The sequence below is a fragment of the Lysinibacillus cavernae genome, from assembly GCF_009724685.1.
In the GTDB taxonomy this organism is placed as follows: domain Bacteria; phylum Bacillota; class Bacilli; order Bacillales_A; family Planococcaceae; genus Lysinibacillus; species Lysinibacillus cavernae.
Window position 1 is genome coordinate 124,163 of the sequence record NZ_WMEF01000001.1, and the last position, 16,618, is coordinate 140,780.

A 16,618-nucleotide genomic window follows, 5' to 3' on the forward strand; every position below is an offset into this window, starting at 1 on the left:
AGAGAAAACGGGTTTATTACCATAATTCGAATGTAGTTACTCTTGTGGTATTGGAATGCTACAGGACTTAATACCTTTTCAATCTCTTCTACACTGTCTGTAGTTTATATTTTTTAACTTCCATCGGAATAGGCGACACATACTCTTCACCATTTCGCTGTTCAATTAACTCTGCCTTTGCTTTTTCAAGGATTTCAGGGTTATGCAGGACTTCAATGGCTGTTGCTGCCATAACTTTACCAGCATGAAGCATTCCTTTATGGCCAATTGAGGTTTTTCCAGTTGAAACAACCTGCCAAGTATGAAGCGGAGTTCCTACTGGTTCACATGCTACCAAACATTGTACTGTAGGGACAACCCAGCTTACATCGCCAACATCGGTTGTCCCAGGAAGAAAACCATTTGATGGAATAAATGGATCAATGACATCCGCTAAATCTTTTCCTTCTAGTTCCTTATTAACCTGAATATCTCCCCTTTTATCTACGTCAGATAGAGTTGCCCGAATGGCCTTCGCAAATTGTAGCTCCTTTTCATCATACTGAGGAACACCTATGGCAACAAAGTTATCATATAAGACTTTTTCTAACGTATTATTTGGCAATATATTAGCGGCAGCAGAAGCAAAGTCTATTTCCACTTGTGTACCTGTCATAAGAGCAGCACCTCTTGCAATATCGCAAATGCGCTGATAGATATCTTCTGTTTGAGAAACAAGTGGTGCACGAATAAAATATAATACATCTGCATTTGCTTGAACGACATTTGGTGAAACTCCGCCGGAATTAGTAATAGCGTAATGAACCCTTGCTTCAGGGATAATGTGTTCCCGTAAATAGTTTACACCAACATTCATTAGTTCAACGGCATCAAGAGCACTTCTTCCAAGATGTGGGCTATCAGCGGCATGAGCACTTTTTCCTCTGAATCTATAGGAAACTTCATAACAAGCAAGAGATGACATAGACCATACGGCATTCCGAGACCATGGATGCCAGCATAAGGCATAATCTACATCATCAAATAATCCCTCTCTTACCATAAAGGTTTTACCACTGCCTATTTCTTCCCCAGGACAACCATAATAACGAACCGTTCCTTCTAGGTTGTTTTCTTCTAAGTAATAACGGATCGCAATTGCCGCGGCTAATGCACCTGTACCAAGTAAATTATGTCCGCAGCCATGGCCATTTCCACCTGTCTTAATAGGATTATAGTTAGTATCTCCTCCTACTTGGCTTAAACCAGACAAGGCATCAAATTCACCTAATACAGCAATAATCGGTTTCCCTGTTCCAAAGCTGCCGATAAAGGCGGTATCGATATTTCCTACACCTTTCTCTACAGCAAAACCTTCTTCTTCCAAAGTTTTACATAATAATTCTGCTGATTGAAACTCTTCGAAGCCTGTTTCTGCGTAACCCCAAATTTGATCACTGACAGCAATCAATTTTTGTCGTTTCTCTTCAATAATTTTTGATAGAGTATCACGATAATCCAATTCATTCACCTCGTTAGAAAATTATTTTTATACTAATGTTTTTTCTATCTATTAAAATGGACCATAATTAATAGCTTGAGCAATGATTAAGAAGATCACAACAATCACAGCCTGAATCAATACATATGGCAACACCCATTTTACCCATTTGGAATAAGAAATACCCATCATACCTAGGGCTGCAAGCAGCAAGCCACTTGTCGGAATAATTAAATTGGAAACTCCACCACCCATTACAGTTGCAAACACAGCTGTTTGCCTCGTGACACCGACTAGATCTGCCAACGGAGCCATAATCGGTATAACCAAAGATGCATGTCCGCTTCCGGAAGGCACAAGGAAATGGATAAAGAAATTGGCAACCCCTATTCCTATAGCTGTAACACTAGGTGGCAGGCTGTCAAGTAAACTAGAGGTAGCATATAAAATGGTATCTAGTAGACCTCCGGAAGTAAGAACAACGAGAATTGTACTTGCAACACCAATAATCATGGCACCTGGAACCATTTCAGAGCACCCTTTTATAAACGCATCTGTCATTTCATTTCCAGAGAGTTTTCCGATAAGTCCCATAATAATGGCGCCTAGTAAGAAAATGCCAACAATTTCACTGATATACCAGCCAAGACTAATAACACCGTAGATCAGGGCAATAAAGCAGCCTAAAAAGACTAACAGTGAAATTGAATGCCTTTTACCTAACTTGTAATTACTGTCAAACTCAATACTTTCGGTTGGACTAAACCTTCCGTACTCAGCTAGTTCAGGATTTTTTTCAATTTTATTAACATGTCGCAAAATGTAGACAACCGATAAAATATAGAATACAACGTAAAGGGCTATACGTAAGCCAATTCCTGAGTACATAGGTAGTTCAGCAATTGTTTGAGCAACACCAATTGAAAAAGGATTCGTAATTCCTGCAGTAAATCCAGCTCCTAGCATCCCAAGAACAACAATTGCAAGGCCTGTTAACGCATCAAAGCCTAGTGCAATAGCCATCGGAGCAATGATAGCAATATAGACTAATGCGTCCTCAGCCGATCCAATAAGAGTACCAAGCAATGAAAACATGAGGACCATAATCGGAATAAGCCATTTTTTCTTTGCCCCAAATTTTTGAACAGTAAATCTAATTAAAGAATCAATGGCTCCTGTCGCTTGCATAATGCCAAGGGCACCGCCAAAAAGTAAAACAAACAGGATAATCGGTGCGGCGTTTACCATACCTTGGTGAAACGCGTTAAACATGTCTAGTAACCCTACAGGTGTGTTTTCAATGAATTCAAATTTTGAAGGATCAATCATTGTTCTGCCATTTTCCTCATATCTCTCGTAATGACCAGCAGGTATCACATAGGTTAACAGAGTAATAGCTACAATGATTAAAAACATCAGAACATAGGCACTTAACCCGCCTTTTTTCTTGTTTTTCTTTTGAAAACTTTCTTCTACATTTAATGGTTTGGCAACACTCAAAGGTAACACTCCTTATTGGTTTGTAAAATAACCTGTCCTACTATGAATCAACCTTTAAAACAATCAAGTTTTAATCATCCTTCCAACAGAAATTTAATTTAGTGAATATTCAAATTTCTTAACGTTTTCATAATTTTATCCTGATTTTTGGTCACTGATATTCCAATAAAGAATATTCAATATTACTATTTTAAATATTAAAAATAATGATAATATTAAAATAATTAAACCATTGAAATATAATCGTTATTAAATAAAAAAAAGCTTTAGAGGAAAGGTTGTTATTTAATGGAGATTAGACATCTTCAAACATTTCAAATAGTAGTAGAAGAACAAAATCTAATACAAGCAGCTATGCGTCTTAATTACTCACAACCTACTTTGACAAAACATTTACAGCTTCTAGAGAATGAGGTGGGCTTACCTCTTTTTGAGAAAGTAGACAATCGAAGAAAATTAACGAAAGTTGGTGAAATTCTATATGATCATGCAAAAAACATTTTAAATGAATTGTTTACTCTACAAAGGAAAATAGAGGGGTTTAAAGGGGAAAAACAAATTATTCGTGTTTGTGGATTGGATGACCATTGTGAACGTTTTTTTCTGCCACAAATAGTAAACTTTCAAAAAAATAATCAAAATGTTTTGATAGAGGTTTATTCTGTCAACAGTAGTGATGATGCACTAAAAAAGGTACTCTTTAATGAGGCGGATTTTGCTATTGTGAATGGGAGACCTTTAAACTCCGATTTTTCTTACCAATGCATTGATTATGACGACTTGGTGCTGTTTGCTTCGAGTGAAGTAGCAAATGACACTTACCAAACAGAAGATTACCTAGCTAAATATCCGGTTCTATTTGATCATCGAGCACCCTTTATAAATTTTGAAATACTAAAAAGGCGGACGCACTTTCCAAATACTATATACTGTAATAGTGATGAAACAATTAAAAACGCCGTCCTCAACCATCCATATCTTGGGATCATTGGGACAGGGAGAATTAAAAAGGAAATTGAATCGGGAACTGTCACTATTTTGGAAACATATACTTCAAACCTTCCAGTCAAATTCATTGCACTTACGAAAACACTAAGTAACCCTATTTTTCAAGACTTTTATACTTCGATAAGTAATGCATATCGTTCGTGATCCTAGAACCAGATAGCAATCAATACCTGGTCAGTTTGTAATTTATTTTCTGTAGTGTATTTAACCATAACAAAACTGCACTTCCAATTGGGGTGTGGTTCATTAGGCTAGGGTTTTTCAACTTGCACATGAATCCCCTTAACAGGTTTAATTATTAAGTATAATCTTGCCAATAATAAAATTAAGTATATCTTTGCCAACACGGCAAAAATATACTTAAGATCACAATATGACTGCATTTGCACTCACTTTATGTATGGAGACGGCGGGAGTTGAACCAACCGTCTCAGAATGACGTAATACCAAGGTCTGCGGGGGCAATTTATTTTTTGACTATGTTTTTGATTATATTTAAAAATAAAAATTTCGACGACTTAATCTCTTCTTTTAATCAATTATGAATAAAGGTATTTATAGAATTCATAATACTAAAAGTTAACTTTTGACCTAAATCTAGTTATATAACTTAATTTATTCTCATGATGCTTTAAGTTGGAACTAAAGTAAGTTCCTTTTTCTTTAAATTTTTTTATACTTAGATACAATAGCATTTATAATCATATTAATACTTTTAGTCTTTTCAACTGCATCTTTACTTACGGATGGTTTATCAGAATGAACAATAGAGTTACGGTATTTTCTTAATTCATTAATTTCATTAGATAGATCTTCGTCAATGACATTTAATGAACCAAGGATTTTTAAAGAACTCATAATATTTGGTTTGAAATTTCTTCTATTTTTATTGGAATAATTATTATATACAATTTCTTTAAAATTAAATTTCTCCCCCAACAGAATGATGTTATTTTCAATAGAATTATAATTTTTTAAAAACTCTTCTAAATTCCCCTTTTGTTCACGACTATATTTATTATCTCTTAACAAACTTTGATTAGCTTTCTCTATACTTCTCGGATTAGCCATACTCCAGCTGAATAAAACTATTGAAACTATTTCAGTTAATACAGTAATCATTGTTTGATTAAGTATAAAAGAGTACATATTTTGAGAGTTAATATTAAATAATGAATTCAAAGTAAGTAATGACATTACAATACCTAGAATACATCCTATGCCTAGTACGATTATTTGTCTAAAATATTGGCCCTTTAGTTTTTCAACTACATCATAATACGACTCATCATTTTCAGCCAATTTACTTAGTTTATCATTAAAAAAAATATACCCAGTTAATGTTAATCCATAAAGCCCAGCTATTACTTGTGCTGAAGTTGAGTATATATAAAGAATTTGATTCTCATTTAGAAATAAATAAGGTAAATTTGATACAAATAAGTTTGATACAAATAACACTAGTTGAATACTAAAAAATATATAATAAAATTTATATTTCGCAATATTTGCATTTATATATGTTTTTATTGTTTTGTCATATGCTTCCCTACTTACAATTATAGCCATTATCCCTTTTCTCCAAGTTATTAATTAAATTCCTATCAAGTAAATTAATCTTCTATAGGATAAACCACTAGTAAGGTAGATCTGGTAAATACTAACGCATTTTAGTCCTGATAAAAGTTATAAAGCTGGTTTATATCTATAGTTATCCCTCCATCAACCAGTCTATCTTTTCTGCTGTTGAATAGTTTATCTAATATCACCTTTTTATCCCTAAATAATCCAAAATGGATTTTCTTATGACAAACTAGACATATTGAAACTATATTAGCATGGATGTCTAGGCTATGATCAAACTGTCCCTGATACCGCATAGGTATAAGATGATGGGCCTCTACATAATTTTTTCCACTAAACTTAGAAATAAACTGCTTGTGTTTATTATCAAACTCACACAAATAGTTTGCATCAGCCACAGCCTCACTTGCATATCTAGGATTTCTACACCATATCTTTTTGCTATTTAAGAGTTTGAAGCTAGCTTTTCCTAATGGCTTATCTTCAATTTTCAACTTACTAGCATCTGAAATATCTTCTATAAGGTACTTTTCAAATTCTTGTTCCTCTCTAAATAGCTCAACTTGTAACTCCATGTCATCGTTAAACTCAATGTATTTTTTTAAATACTTTAAAGCAGCACTATACATTCTATTTCCTTTATCATTCTTCTTTTTAAATTCTACATTATTAAGAATTGTATCAATAATATCTGTATTAGTTTGATTAAACAAATCCTCTTTTCGTAATCCGTAATTATCCAATTCTGATGAGATTATATTAATTGCATTAGAATATCTCTCAATGGAGTAAGGTTTTAATTCAGCATGGATTTCTAACCACTCAGCAAAAGTATCCTTATTTATCAATGTTATTTATACCACCCTTTCTTTTATCAAATAAATATAATTAAATAACTTACAGTCAATAAGAAGCAATGAACAAAAAAGAGCGCTCTTGCGCTCTTTTACATTAAAAGCTCTCTAGTTCATGTCCTTCATAATTTATGATCATATTTTTCAAAAAAATATAATTCAACTAAGAAACAATGATCATTTTATTCATATCTATCTACAATTAAACTATCCCAATATGAATTATTTGCTCTCCATTGAGAATAAGGTCTTGCATTTCCTTCATACATGCCACTATCAAAAAATACAATCCCTTTTTCAACAAGTTTAATCCATAAATCATAACTAAATGGTTCACCAAAGCATATTTCATGATAAGCCCCATCTAAACCTTTTTTACATGTAAACCAACCTTTATCATTAAATTTATCTTCAAGTTTGGCTTTCAAACATTTATCACTTCGTTTTTGACTCGGTGATACTTCACCAAACCATATAGCTAATATTACTATTCCATTTCGAAATGAATCTGGAACAATATTAAACTTATCTTCTCTTTCATCTTTGCTAAAATCATAAATAGCTATTATATCTTTCTTAGGGGTAATCTCCAATTTTTGACCAAATTTATTGAATTTATCAATTTTAGGACATGGCTCTCCGGACCAAGAATATCGACCATTCTTTTCTATATTTGGTTTCCCAAATATTTTTAAAAAATGATCTCTTCTATCTATCGCTCTTCTTTCTTTAAAAACATGCGAAAAATTAGGATCATTAAAAATATATCTATTAGCCGACCAATCACCAAAAGTAGTTTTAGAAGTAGTTTCATTTTTAAGCTCATACCCATAAAGGTCTGCACGGTTATCACCATTAGCACTAACTCCAAATTGCTTCTCTAGCCAATGACCTTTATTTCCATCATGATTAATATTTGTCCCACTTATATCAGGATATTTCCCCTTTACATTTTGCCTAAATAATTTAATTATCTGTTCCTTAGTTGTCATATAACTCTCTCCCTTATGATTTTAAATAAATCAAAGAATGTTGTTTAAATAGTCATAGCATTATTTCATTTCTAGACATTGAATATATAATACTATTTTCTATTATTAACAATAATACCATATTACCATATTTCATCCTATATTTACCCTAAAAATCAGTGAGTATAATAACCTAAGTTTTCAAATGTCTATACTTTTAAAAAGCAGTATTAACAAAAAGTAAAAAAGGCTAACGAGGAAAAGAAAATAACATCGACATTAAAAAAGGACCCTTAATCAGGGCTTAAGGATTTATTACGGAAGCGTTCATTAGCACTTTTCTACCTTTTCTATTATGTATATAATAAACTAATTATTTAGTATACTTTTTATTAAAGTTTTACATTCATTGCTTTTAATACCTCATCGATATTTTCATAATTATCTACAAATCCATAATCAATAGCATCCCACAAATATAAGGAGGCTATAGAACAATAAGGCTTCCAATATTCACCTTTTTCTTTCAAAACTAGTTTATTATCATTAATATTTTTATTACCATAAAGCCATCTACTTGCTCTCTGTAATCCAACATCACCAAGTGATAAAATATTTTTTCTTCCAAGTGAAAATATTAGAAACATTTCAGCAGTCCATAATCCTATCCCTTTTACTTTAGTTAAAATTTGTATTACTTCTGTATCTGGTAAATTATCTAGTATTAAAAGATTTACTTCTTGCGACTGTACTTTTAAACAAAGATCTCTGATATATGAAACTTTCTGTTTTGAAATACCTACTTCTCGTAAAGTTTCATCATTAATATTTTCTATTGTAAAAGGATTAACTTGATTATTTACTATGTTAAAGAATCTCGATGAGATAGTAGACGCTGCTTTAACAGATAACTGTTGCCCTATAATAGAACGTACTAATGCTGAAAATCGGTCTTCTTTTAAATCCAAACTATTTTCGCCAATTAGTAATATTAGCTTTGCCAATTGAGGGTCAACTTCTTTAAGTACCTTTAATTCATTACTTTCAAGGTCAAATTTTATTTTTTTCATTTCTTCTTAGTCCCTTTTTATTTTCTTGAATATGAAATATCTTTATTATCTCGATTTTTTATTTCATTCATCTTTTTATAAAAGCTGTCTTCAAGATCTATCTCAAAAAAATTAGCAAATTTACATATATACGCGATACAATCTGCTAACTCTTTTCCAATGTCTTCTTTAACTATATCCTTGGCTAATTTAAATGCTTGATCCTTTCTTATTCCATCATTTATATATTTATTAGTAATATTAAATGCTCTTCGAAATTCCTCTGCTACTTCAGACACTTCAGTTGTTAATAGCATATAGTTATTAAGTAGAGAGGACCTACTTTTTTCATATTCTGAAGTTTGTATATCCCATTGCATTTCTTTTTGAAATTCTGCCGCAAATTTTTGAACTTTTTTCATTGTTATCACTCCGTATTATATAACAACTATTTATTAACCATAAAATTCCGAAATCAAATAAATAAGTTGTATGAACATTAACTATGATATTATTATAACCATAAATTACTAATGTTTTCATAAGATTTTGGAGGAATTTTTTTATGTTTAAATTATTTCATGAAGGAAAAATCACAATAAAGGGGATCCCAATACAATGGATTCCAAAGATAGAGATTTATTATCCTGATTTACCACAATTTCCTATAATGTATATACATACTAAATTTCAAGGAGAAAGATTAATAGCTTGTCCTGTTAGTGTAAACTTTTATTTTTCAGGGAAATATTGTGACGCAGAATTTACTGTCCTTTCTAATAGAGCTTTCAATACTTTAATTAATGAAATATTAGAAAGAGAAATAATGGAGAGAATAGGGTTTTCCAAAAAAATTTCTAAGAAAGATATAATAGAATGCTGTAAATCAAATACACAATTTGAAAGAATAATGATTGACTTATGGCAATATATTGAAAAATCATATGGGGAATCAATTCCATTTGGAAGATATTATGAAGAAATATATTCTATAGTACGGTTTGTTTCTGCATGGCAACCTAAAACCGGAAGACAAAGTGAAATGAGGATGCTCTATAATTTTATGAGTGCTTTTGGGGAAGAAGTATTATTTCCTCAAGAATGGAGTCATTTAGAATACTATATTATTCCTAACTATGATGATACTCTAAGGTCAGATTTCTCTGATTTTAATAAATTCAACAAGTTATATATTGCGATGAGTAAAGTCTTTGAAACTGAATTTTCTAAGAATTATACAATTCAAAATACTACATTTAAAGTGATGTCTAAAGCTTGGAAACAAAATAAAGAGGATTTTATCAACAGTGTTTCTAGGAGATTATTAGATGAAGGGAAAATTAACCTTGAAGATAAGTATTATATAGAAATGCTAGTCGATGCATTTAATCGACATGCATGGAGAGCAGCTTTTTTTATTAGTGCTTATTTAAATATAAAATATACTGATTACCGCACTTGGACAAAGGAATTCTTTATGGAATTCTATGATAAAGGAAGTAATTTAAAGGGATATTCAGAAAAAGTAATGGCTTGTTTTTTACAACAAGGTTTCGGAAAAGAAGAAATAATACCTGTTGATACTTGGATAGAAACATTTTATAAATTTCCATTAGGAATTAATTCAAGAACAGATTTTTATACATTGTTCGATGGTTTAGGAAAAATGGAAAGGGTTATATGGCTAGCAAGTCAATCCAATAAAACTAATATGAGAGACTTTTTTGACGTATTATGGTGTCAAAGATATGGTGTCATCGGTAATAAAACTCTCCGAGGAATAAATCCACTTGCCTGCTATGGATGTAAACTAAAAAACACTTGTGTTGGATTAGCTAACTCAAAAAGTTTGAATATATATATAGATAATGATATTGTTGTAAAAGATTTTGACAGACTAATACAGCCTTATTTGAGTTATAATATTCAGTTTATTTGCGTACTCGAATATGATGTTCCAAAAAAAATTTATAAATTAATTTCAAATAAATGGACTTTAGTAGACGAATTTTCTGGATATGTTTTAATTGAAAATGATAAACTAAACGCAGAATTAATAAAGAGGAAAATTATAACGTTTGATGAATTTGTTCATAATAATTAAAACAGAAAATGACCTATAGGTCATTTTCTGTTTTTACAAGGTAAACTATATCAATGAAAATTTTAAGATTTAATATCATTAAATTTCTCGTTAAGCATTAACAAAATTTATTATGTTATCAGATTTATTCTCTATTGTAATAATATTTAACAGATCCATTGCTAATAGCATATTTTTCGCAATTGCTTCGATAACTGGTACAGTAACTGAATTTCCAAATTGTTTATAAGCCTGAGAATTTGAAACAGGAATTAAATAGTTATCAGGAAAACCTTGTAAACGCGCACACTCTCTTGGTGTTAATTTTCTAGGATTTTTTCCAGGTCCCCGATCAATAAGAATTTCACTACCATCTTTATAATATCGTGCACTTATTGTATTTGTATATGCACTATCTTCATTAAATAAAGAGAAACCAAAACCATTTCCCTTTTTCTTATGCATTTCTTTTCTTCGTAAATGACCTTCGTAGAGTTTATCTGAAATAGTAAATTTTTCATCTACAAACTGTTCAAGAATGTTACCCACTTTAGTCTCTATTCCAGATGGTTTGGGAAACTCAAATGGTACCAGAGCGCCATCTCTTCTATTATCAAATCCAACAATAAAAATTCTTTCTCTATTTTGAGGTACACCAAAATCTCTTGCAGCTAATACTTCAATATGAACTGAGTAATCAAGTTCATGTAGGGTGTTTCTAATTACTTCTATTGTTCTTCCTTTATCATGTCCTCTTAATTGTTTTACATTTTCAAGTAAAAATGCAGCGGGCCTTTTTTCTTTTATTATCCTTGCTATATCAAAGAACAGGGTTCCTCTGGTATCATCAAACCCTTGTTTCAGTCCAGCCTGTGAAAAAGGCTGACATGGGAATCCGGCTAAAAGTATATCATGATCAGGTATATCCTTTTCATCAATTAATGTGATATCACCATGAGGTGTCTCACCGAAATTAGCTTTATATGTTTTTTGCGCAAACTTATCCCATTCTGATGAAAAAACTGTATATCCTCCGAACTTTTGGAAAGCAAGACGGATACCACCAATACCAGCAAAAAGATCAATTATTTTAAAATTTGCTTGAGATAACTCAGGATTTGGGAAAGGTGGTTGTTCTGGATATTCTACAATCTTTTTAAAATATAGCTCTTCGGGTTTAAGTTCTCCATTTTCCCAACTTCGTAACATTTTATCTCCATTTTTAGGAAAATTAAGTGCATCAGCAAACTCCTTCAATGTCATATCCAATCGAAATCTTTTATCTTTAATAAATTTACTATAATCAACATTAGACAAGATAATACCTCCTAGTAAAAACTCATTTTAACATACATCAAAAGATAGTAGCATAAATACTTATCCTATAATATCGCGCCAATTTTTCCCTGAAATAGATGTTGGAACGATAAAGTATTTGGCATTATCTAACTTTAATAATAAAAAGGAACAAGAATCTCCACTTGTCTCAACCAAATAATGAATTCCTTTCTCATAGATATTATTATCCCACTCAAATATATACTGTTGATTTAAGGGAATATTAAATTCCTTAAGAAGAAATTTTTTCATTACAGACAAAGTGCCATCTTCTTTTTCTGTAATACTAACTCCTTCATTTAAAGTAATTAAAAAGGCAAATTGATAATTTTCATAAATTAGATGCGAGAAAGGTGTACCTTCTTCAACATTTAATTTATTCTCACTTAAATAAATATTTAATCCGCTAGGTGATGGATAAAGTAAATTTGCTTTTTTAATATCTATACCCTTCAAATTATTTCACCCGCCTATCCTAAATGCTATGTCCATTATATAATAAATTTCTATGAAAAATTAATATTTAGATCGACATAGATTTTATTTTTGAATGTGATTTGAGTAAAGATTTTTATAAAGACAAACTGAAATTAAATATTTTAACTTCCCCCCAAATCTTTCTTTACATCTTCTATGAAGATAAATTTGTCTTTGAATTGATTTGAATAAAATTAAATAAACTGTCTTCCCTAAAAGGCTTCCCCCCATATGATTCTATTTATTCCAATAAAAAACCTCAATTCATTAAAAGAATTGAGGTTTTTTATTTCACTATAATAATATAGATTTAAAACAGTTCATAATGCTCGAAAAAAGCAATAGTGTTTATAAAAAGGCAAATGGTATTCAATTTAAAGGATCCAATTACTTTATAATGTATAATTTAAGTTTTTTCCCTTAACTTTTCTTTATATGTTTTCTGTAAGATTTAATCACATCAAGAATGTACAATTGCTCTTCTTCAGATAGTTCTTTTACTAAGTTGTAAATTTCTGATAATATTTTTTCACTTTTTAAAACTTCAATATTATTCATTTCACCAATGTCATGCAACAACCACCCTTGATTTATTTCCAAAAAATCGCATAAAGCATTAATAATCAATGGTTGCGGGGTTTCAATTTTATCGTGTTCTAAATTAGTTATAACACCTCGCGATGTACCAATCATTTCAGCCAGTTTTTCCTGAGTAAACCCTTTAGACTTTCGAGCTTTTTTTAATCTTTCACCAAGTGACAATCTATTCACCGCCTTTTAAAAGAAGATTACCATGACAAAAAAAGTATTGTCAATACATTAAAGTTTTGACAATACATTACACAGTACTTCCAATACATTTTTTAGTAATTACGTAAAATTTATAAGACTAATAAAATCGACCTGATTACTTTTACTAATATTAAAAGATGAATATCAATGCATACAAAAAGGACTTAAAGTCATTTGTATAATAAGTCCTTTTTTAGATGAATTTATGCTAAATTTAATACTTTTGAAACTATAAGGATAGATGCAATAAAAGCTAGAGCACCACATATGAATATAAGATATACAAAGGATAGCCCATTGAAATAAGTTACTTGGAATATCTTGTGATAGCCTATATAGAATAATAAAAATAATACTATAGTCAAAATAAGAACCAGAGCTTCAGGAAATGCCATATGTTTCACCACCAATCAAATAAGCTAATATTATAGCAAAGGCAAAATAGCCATTTTAGTATTTTAGTCCTTTAATTTTAACGTGATGTAAGAATATAGATATTTAAAAATAAAACTTTTAAATTATTTGCTATGTTGATTCTCATCTAGTTCTTTATTTTCGCCTATATGCGCAATTTCTTTCTTTAAACATTTTTTTGTGAATGCCATACCACGCAAAATATCAAGGATTTTTTCTTGACATTCAAAAGGAACTTGGCTTGCATGCTGCATGATTTCATCTATTAATACGTAATTTTTTTTCATTTAAAAACCTCCTTGTTTTATCAAAACATTTTTGTATTTTAAATACATTTTATTTCACTTTAAATGTATTGTCAATACTTTAATGGTGTATTACCTATCCAATACCGTATTGACAATACTAGTGAAATTGTAAAGACAATCTATATTTTTAGTATTATATTAAAAAATAAATATATATTATTTTAATAGAAAGACGCAGAGTGATTGTAATAATCACTCTGCGTCTTTTTATTAATTTGGAAAGGGTTGAATAAAATGGATGATAAAAAAATCTCCCATGCAAAACGGATAAATATCGTACAAATTAAATTAATTCGAGAAAGGAGCATTATGTACAAAGATCGCAAAATCCGCTCCCCGCAAAATGCTTATGAAATAATTAGGGATTTCTTAGGGGATAATGATCGAGAACATTTTGTTGTTTTATGTTTAGATACTAAAAATCAGCCTACATGTATTCAAACTGTTCATATAGGTAGTATAAATGCAAGTATTGTACATCCACGTGAGGTGGTGAAAAGTGCTATTTTAAGTAATGCTGCTTCTATAATTGTTGCACATAATCATCCAAGCAATGTGGCAATCCCTAGCGCTGAAGATATAGAGGTGACTAATCGACTTAAAGAAGCCAGTAATATCATTGGCATTGAATTATTAGATCATCTGATTATTTGTGAAGATTCATTTCTTTCTTTAAAAGAGAGTGGATATATCAATTAAAGAGGTGTTTTAAATGATTAAAATCTTACTGCCTATTGTTGTCGCTGTGTTAACTGAGTTATTGAGAGATGACACTGATTCGAATTAGATTTCATCTATAAGAATGGGGCTGTCCCAGAAAACCGATTTATGAATAAAAATCAAAAGGCAGAAACGTTGAATTAAAAACATCTCTGCCTTTTGATTTATATGATTTTATTCCAAAATGGACTTATGGGACAGCCCCCTCCCTTTTAATTTTCTAAGTTCTATTTCTTATTAAATCTATATAATCCAAGTATCTTGGTAAATGCCGAACAATATTTAGATGGCACCTATCAATCTTCTTCCTCCATTCTAGAATTAGTAAGACAGGAAAATTCACTCACTTCAAGATAAAAATGATTTATTATCTTTTTAGTCAAGAATATTACGAATAGTTTTAATACTTTGCTTACACACTTTAAATTGACCGATTTGTATTCAATCTGTTCATAGATGATAACACTTCAAAATCATAAAATAGGCTATTTTATCTGCTATTTTATTTTATTAATTTCTTTTTCATTTCGCACTATTTTGTCATAAATGACTTTACAATATACTGAAAAGATCTTTGCAAATTCCCCTTTTTTTTCATTATTAAAGTTAAACCATTCATAATCATTTATTTTTTCAATCCAAGTACTATATGGGTCGAGTTTTTCAATTAATTGGATAATCTCCACTCTATAATTCTCATTATATTTTGTTTTTAAAGTGCTTAAGATACTGGCTCTAATCGAAGATATTAGCCTTTTTAAATATTCGATATGCAGTGGCTCTTCAATAAATTTCTCATATTTTGAGTGTTGTATCGTTCTTTTCAAATTCAACATTCCGGGAATTTTTAATATCTCAATAAAGTTTTCATTCTCAGCTTTTATAAAATGTTTTTTATTTTCACTTAAATCTCCTGTTGCAAATTTAAATGAAGTTTCAATTAACAAGAAGATATCGAATAAATTAGAATATTTGTTGAATAGAAATACATTCGCAGATATATTATTTTCGCTGATTGGAAAATCATTTAAAACTTCACAAAAAACTCGGAAATTATTGTGTAAGGTAGAGTAATATTTTTTACTTTCCTCATTATTAACATATTTATTTTTCGAATTTTTTAAATTAAGTACTTTTTGATTCAAAATTTTTCCGTTGGTGTCTATCCATCTTGAATTTAACATTAGACAATAAGTATATACACCTATTAAATGTTTTGGAACTTTAAATTTATTACTAATATGATCATAATGCATTTCAATTTGTTCTATAATTTTTTCTATATTTATAGCTTTTCCTTTTTCAAATAACTCATATTCATAACTATCTGAAAATTTAACAGACTCTATTAAATCACTTGCGTTTAAGAATAATAGCTCTTGTATAGTATCTTGTATTAATATTCCTTTTTGTTTTTGATTATCAAAAGATTCTATTTCCTCAACAAAAAGCTCAATTAATAAATCCAATATTATTGCAGCAATAATATCTATCTCTTCTAAATTATAAGAGTAATTCAATTCCAAACGATATAGTAAGTCAGACTTCTGTAGTAAATCATCATCAATCTCTTCATATAAGTAATTACTAACTCCACCAAATTCAAAACTCTCTGCTTCTTTTAATAATTTATCTCTGGATCTTTGTATGTCTTCTTTGTTACCCACTTTATTTCTTTCGATAAATATTTGTAATACTTCATCTTCCTCCACAATTAGGTTATCCAAAAAAAGTTCATAATCATCTTCAATATGTACTAAAGGATTTGTAAGTTTTTTATTTATTTTCACTTCGATTACATTATCCATAATTTCTGAAAAAATATACTTCGAATTTTCGGTATCCATTAACTTTATTACTGAATTTAAATTAGCAATTTTTTCATCTATATCAATAAACATTGCAGACTACACTCCCTCTATGTTCCAAGTGTTCTAATTATTCTTAGAATTTTTATTTCTTATTATTCATTTTATCAATTAATACGATTTTGGAATATAAAGAAGTTTTTCGCTAAGCACTTGGAACACTTGGAACATT

The 16,618-nt window shown here is 30.1% G+C and carries 15 protein-coding genes; 3 read left to right on the forward strand and 12 right to left on the reverse strand.

Going from position 1 to position 16,618, the window contains the following annotated elements; translation table 11 throughout:
• Positions 1-88 precede the first annotated feature (88 nt).
• On the reverse strand, positions 89-1,501 hold the full coding sequence (locus GJU32_RS00610; RefSeq protein WP_155590027.1) for a M20 family metallopeptidase: 1,413 nt from the start codon (positions 1,499-1,501) through the stop codon (positions 89-91).
• Between the two features lie 51 nt (positions 1,502-1,552).
• Positions 1,553-2,980 carry a YfcC family protein gene (locus GJU32_RS00615; RefSeq protein ID WP_230874887.1) on the reverse strand — a complete coding sequence of 476 codons (1,428 nt, stop codon included), beginning with the start codon at positions 2,978-2,980 and terminating at the stop codon, positions 1,553-1,555.
• A 288-nt stretch (positions 2,981-3,268) separates the two neighbouring features.
• Here GJU32_RS00615 and GJU32_RS00620 point away from each other — a divergent pair, with 288 nt between their 5' ends.
• Positions 3,269-4,132 carry a LysR family transcriptional regulator gene (locus GJU32_RS00620; protein WP_155590028.1) on the forward strand — a complete coding sequence of 288 codons (864 nt, stop codon included), beginning with the start codon at positions 3,269-3,271 and terminating at the stop codon, positions 4,130-4,132.
• A gap of 519 nt (positions 4,133-4,651) precedes the next feature.
• On the opposite strand, the gene GJU32_RS00625 is transcribed toward GJU32_RS00620, so the two are convergent.
• The 5 genes from GJU32_RS00625 to GJU32_RS00645 all read right to left on the reverse strand — a co-directional run bounded on the left by GJU32_RS00625 (position 4,652) and on the right by GJU32_RS00645 (position 8,868).
• Positions 4,652-5,557 carry a hypothetical protein gene (locus tag GJU32_RS00625; protein ID WP_155590029.1) on the reverse strand — a complete coding sequence of 302 codons (906 nt, stop codon included), beginning with the start codon at positions 5,555-5,557 and terminating at the stop codon, positions 4,652-4,654.
• A 101-nt stretch (positions 5,558-5,658) separates the two neighbouring features.
• Complete coding sequence (locus GJU32_RS00630; protein WP_155590030.1) at positions 5,659-6,420, reverse strand: hypothetical protein; 762 nt, start codon at positions 6,418-6,420, stop codon at positions 5,659-5,661.
• 188 nt (positions 6,421-6,608) lie between these two features.
• A complete protein-coding gene (locus tag GJU32_RS00635) occupies positions 6,609-7,418 on the reverse strand; it encodes an LlaMI family restriction endonuclease (protein ID WP_155590031.1) in 810 nt (269 codons plus the stop codon).
• Between the two features lie 371 nt (positions 7,419-7,789).
• Positions 7,790-8,467, reverse strand: a complete 678-nt coding sequence (locus GJU32_RS00640) for a DNA-3-methyladenine glycosylase family protein (protein WP_155590032.1) — start codon at positions 8,465-8,467, stop codon at positions 7,790-7,792.
• Between the two features lie 17 nt (positions 8,468-8,484).
• A complete protein-coding gene (locus GJU32_RS00645) occupies positions 8,485-8,868 on the reverse strand; it encodes a MazG nucleotide pyrophosphohydrolase domain-containing protein (protein WP_155590033.1) in 384 nt (127 codons plus the stop codon).
• Positions 8,869-9,011: 143 nt separating this feature from the next.
• Here GJU32_RS00645 and GJU32_RS00650 point away from each other — a divergent pair, with 143 nt between their 5' ends.
• On the forward strand, positions 9,012-10,550 hold the full coding sequence (locus GJU32_RS00650; RefSeq protein ID WP_155590034.1) for a hypothetical protein: 1,539 nt from the start codon (positions 9,012-9,014) through the stop codon (positions 10,548-10,550).
• A 90-nt stretch (positions 10,551-10,640) separates the two neighbouring features.
• Here the strand turns inward: GJU32_RS00650 and dcm are convergent, their stop codons facing one another.
• From dcm to GJU32_RS00670, 4 genes are all read right to left on the reverse strand, one after another.
• Positions 10,641-11,846: a DNA (cytosine-5-)-methyltransferase gene (gene dcm / locus GJU32_RS00655; protein ID WP_230874888.1), complete on the reverse strand. Its 1,206-nt coding sequence runs from the start codon at positions 11,844-11,846 to the stop codon at positions 10,641-10,643.
• Between the two features lie 60 nt (positions 11,847-11,906).
• Positions 11,907-12,323, reverse strand: a complete 417-nt coding sequence (locus tag GJU32_RS00660) for a hypothetical protein (RefSeq protein WP_155590035.1) — start codon at positions 12,321-12,323, stop codon at positions 11,907-11,909.
• Positions 12,324-12,764: 441 nt separating this feature from the next.
• Positions 12,765-13,106, reverse strand: a complete 342-nt coding sequence (locus GJU32_RS00665; RefSeq protein WP_155590036.1) for a helix-turn-helix domain-containing protein — start codon at positions 13,104-13,106, stop codon at positions 12,765-12,767.
• 548 nt (positions 13,107-13,654) lie between these two features.
• Positions 13,655-13,837, reverse strand: a complete 183-nt coding sequence (locus tag GJU32_RS00670; RefSeq protein WP_155590037.1) for a hypothetical protein — start codon at positions 13,835-13,837, stop codon at positions 13,655-13,657.
• 255 nt (positions 13,838-14,092) lie between these two features.
• Here GJU32_RS00670 and GJU32_RS00675 point away from each other — a divergent pair, with 255 nt between their 5' ends.
• On the forward strand, positions 14,093-14,557 hold the full coding sequence (locus tag GJU32_RS00675; RefSeq protein ID WP_155590038.1) for a JAB domain-containing protein: 465 nt from the start codon (positions 14,093-14,095) through the stop codon (positions 14,555-14,557).
• Between the two features lie 518 nt (positions 14,558-15,075).
• Here GJU32_RS00675 and GJU32_RS00680 read toward each other — a convergent pair.
• The gene (locus tag GJU32_RS00680) at positions 15,076-16,479 is read right to left on the reverse strand and encodes a hypothetical protein (RefSeq protein ID WP_155590039.1); all 1,404 of its coding nucleotides are present in this window, start codon (positions 16,477-16,479) and stop codon (positions 15,076-15,078) included.
• Between the last annotated feature and the right edge of the window lie 139 nt (positions 16,480-16,618).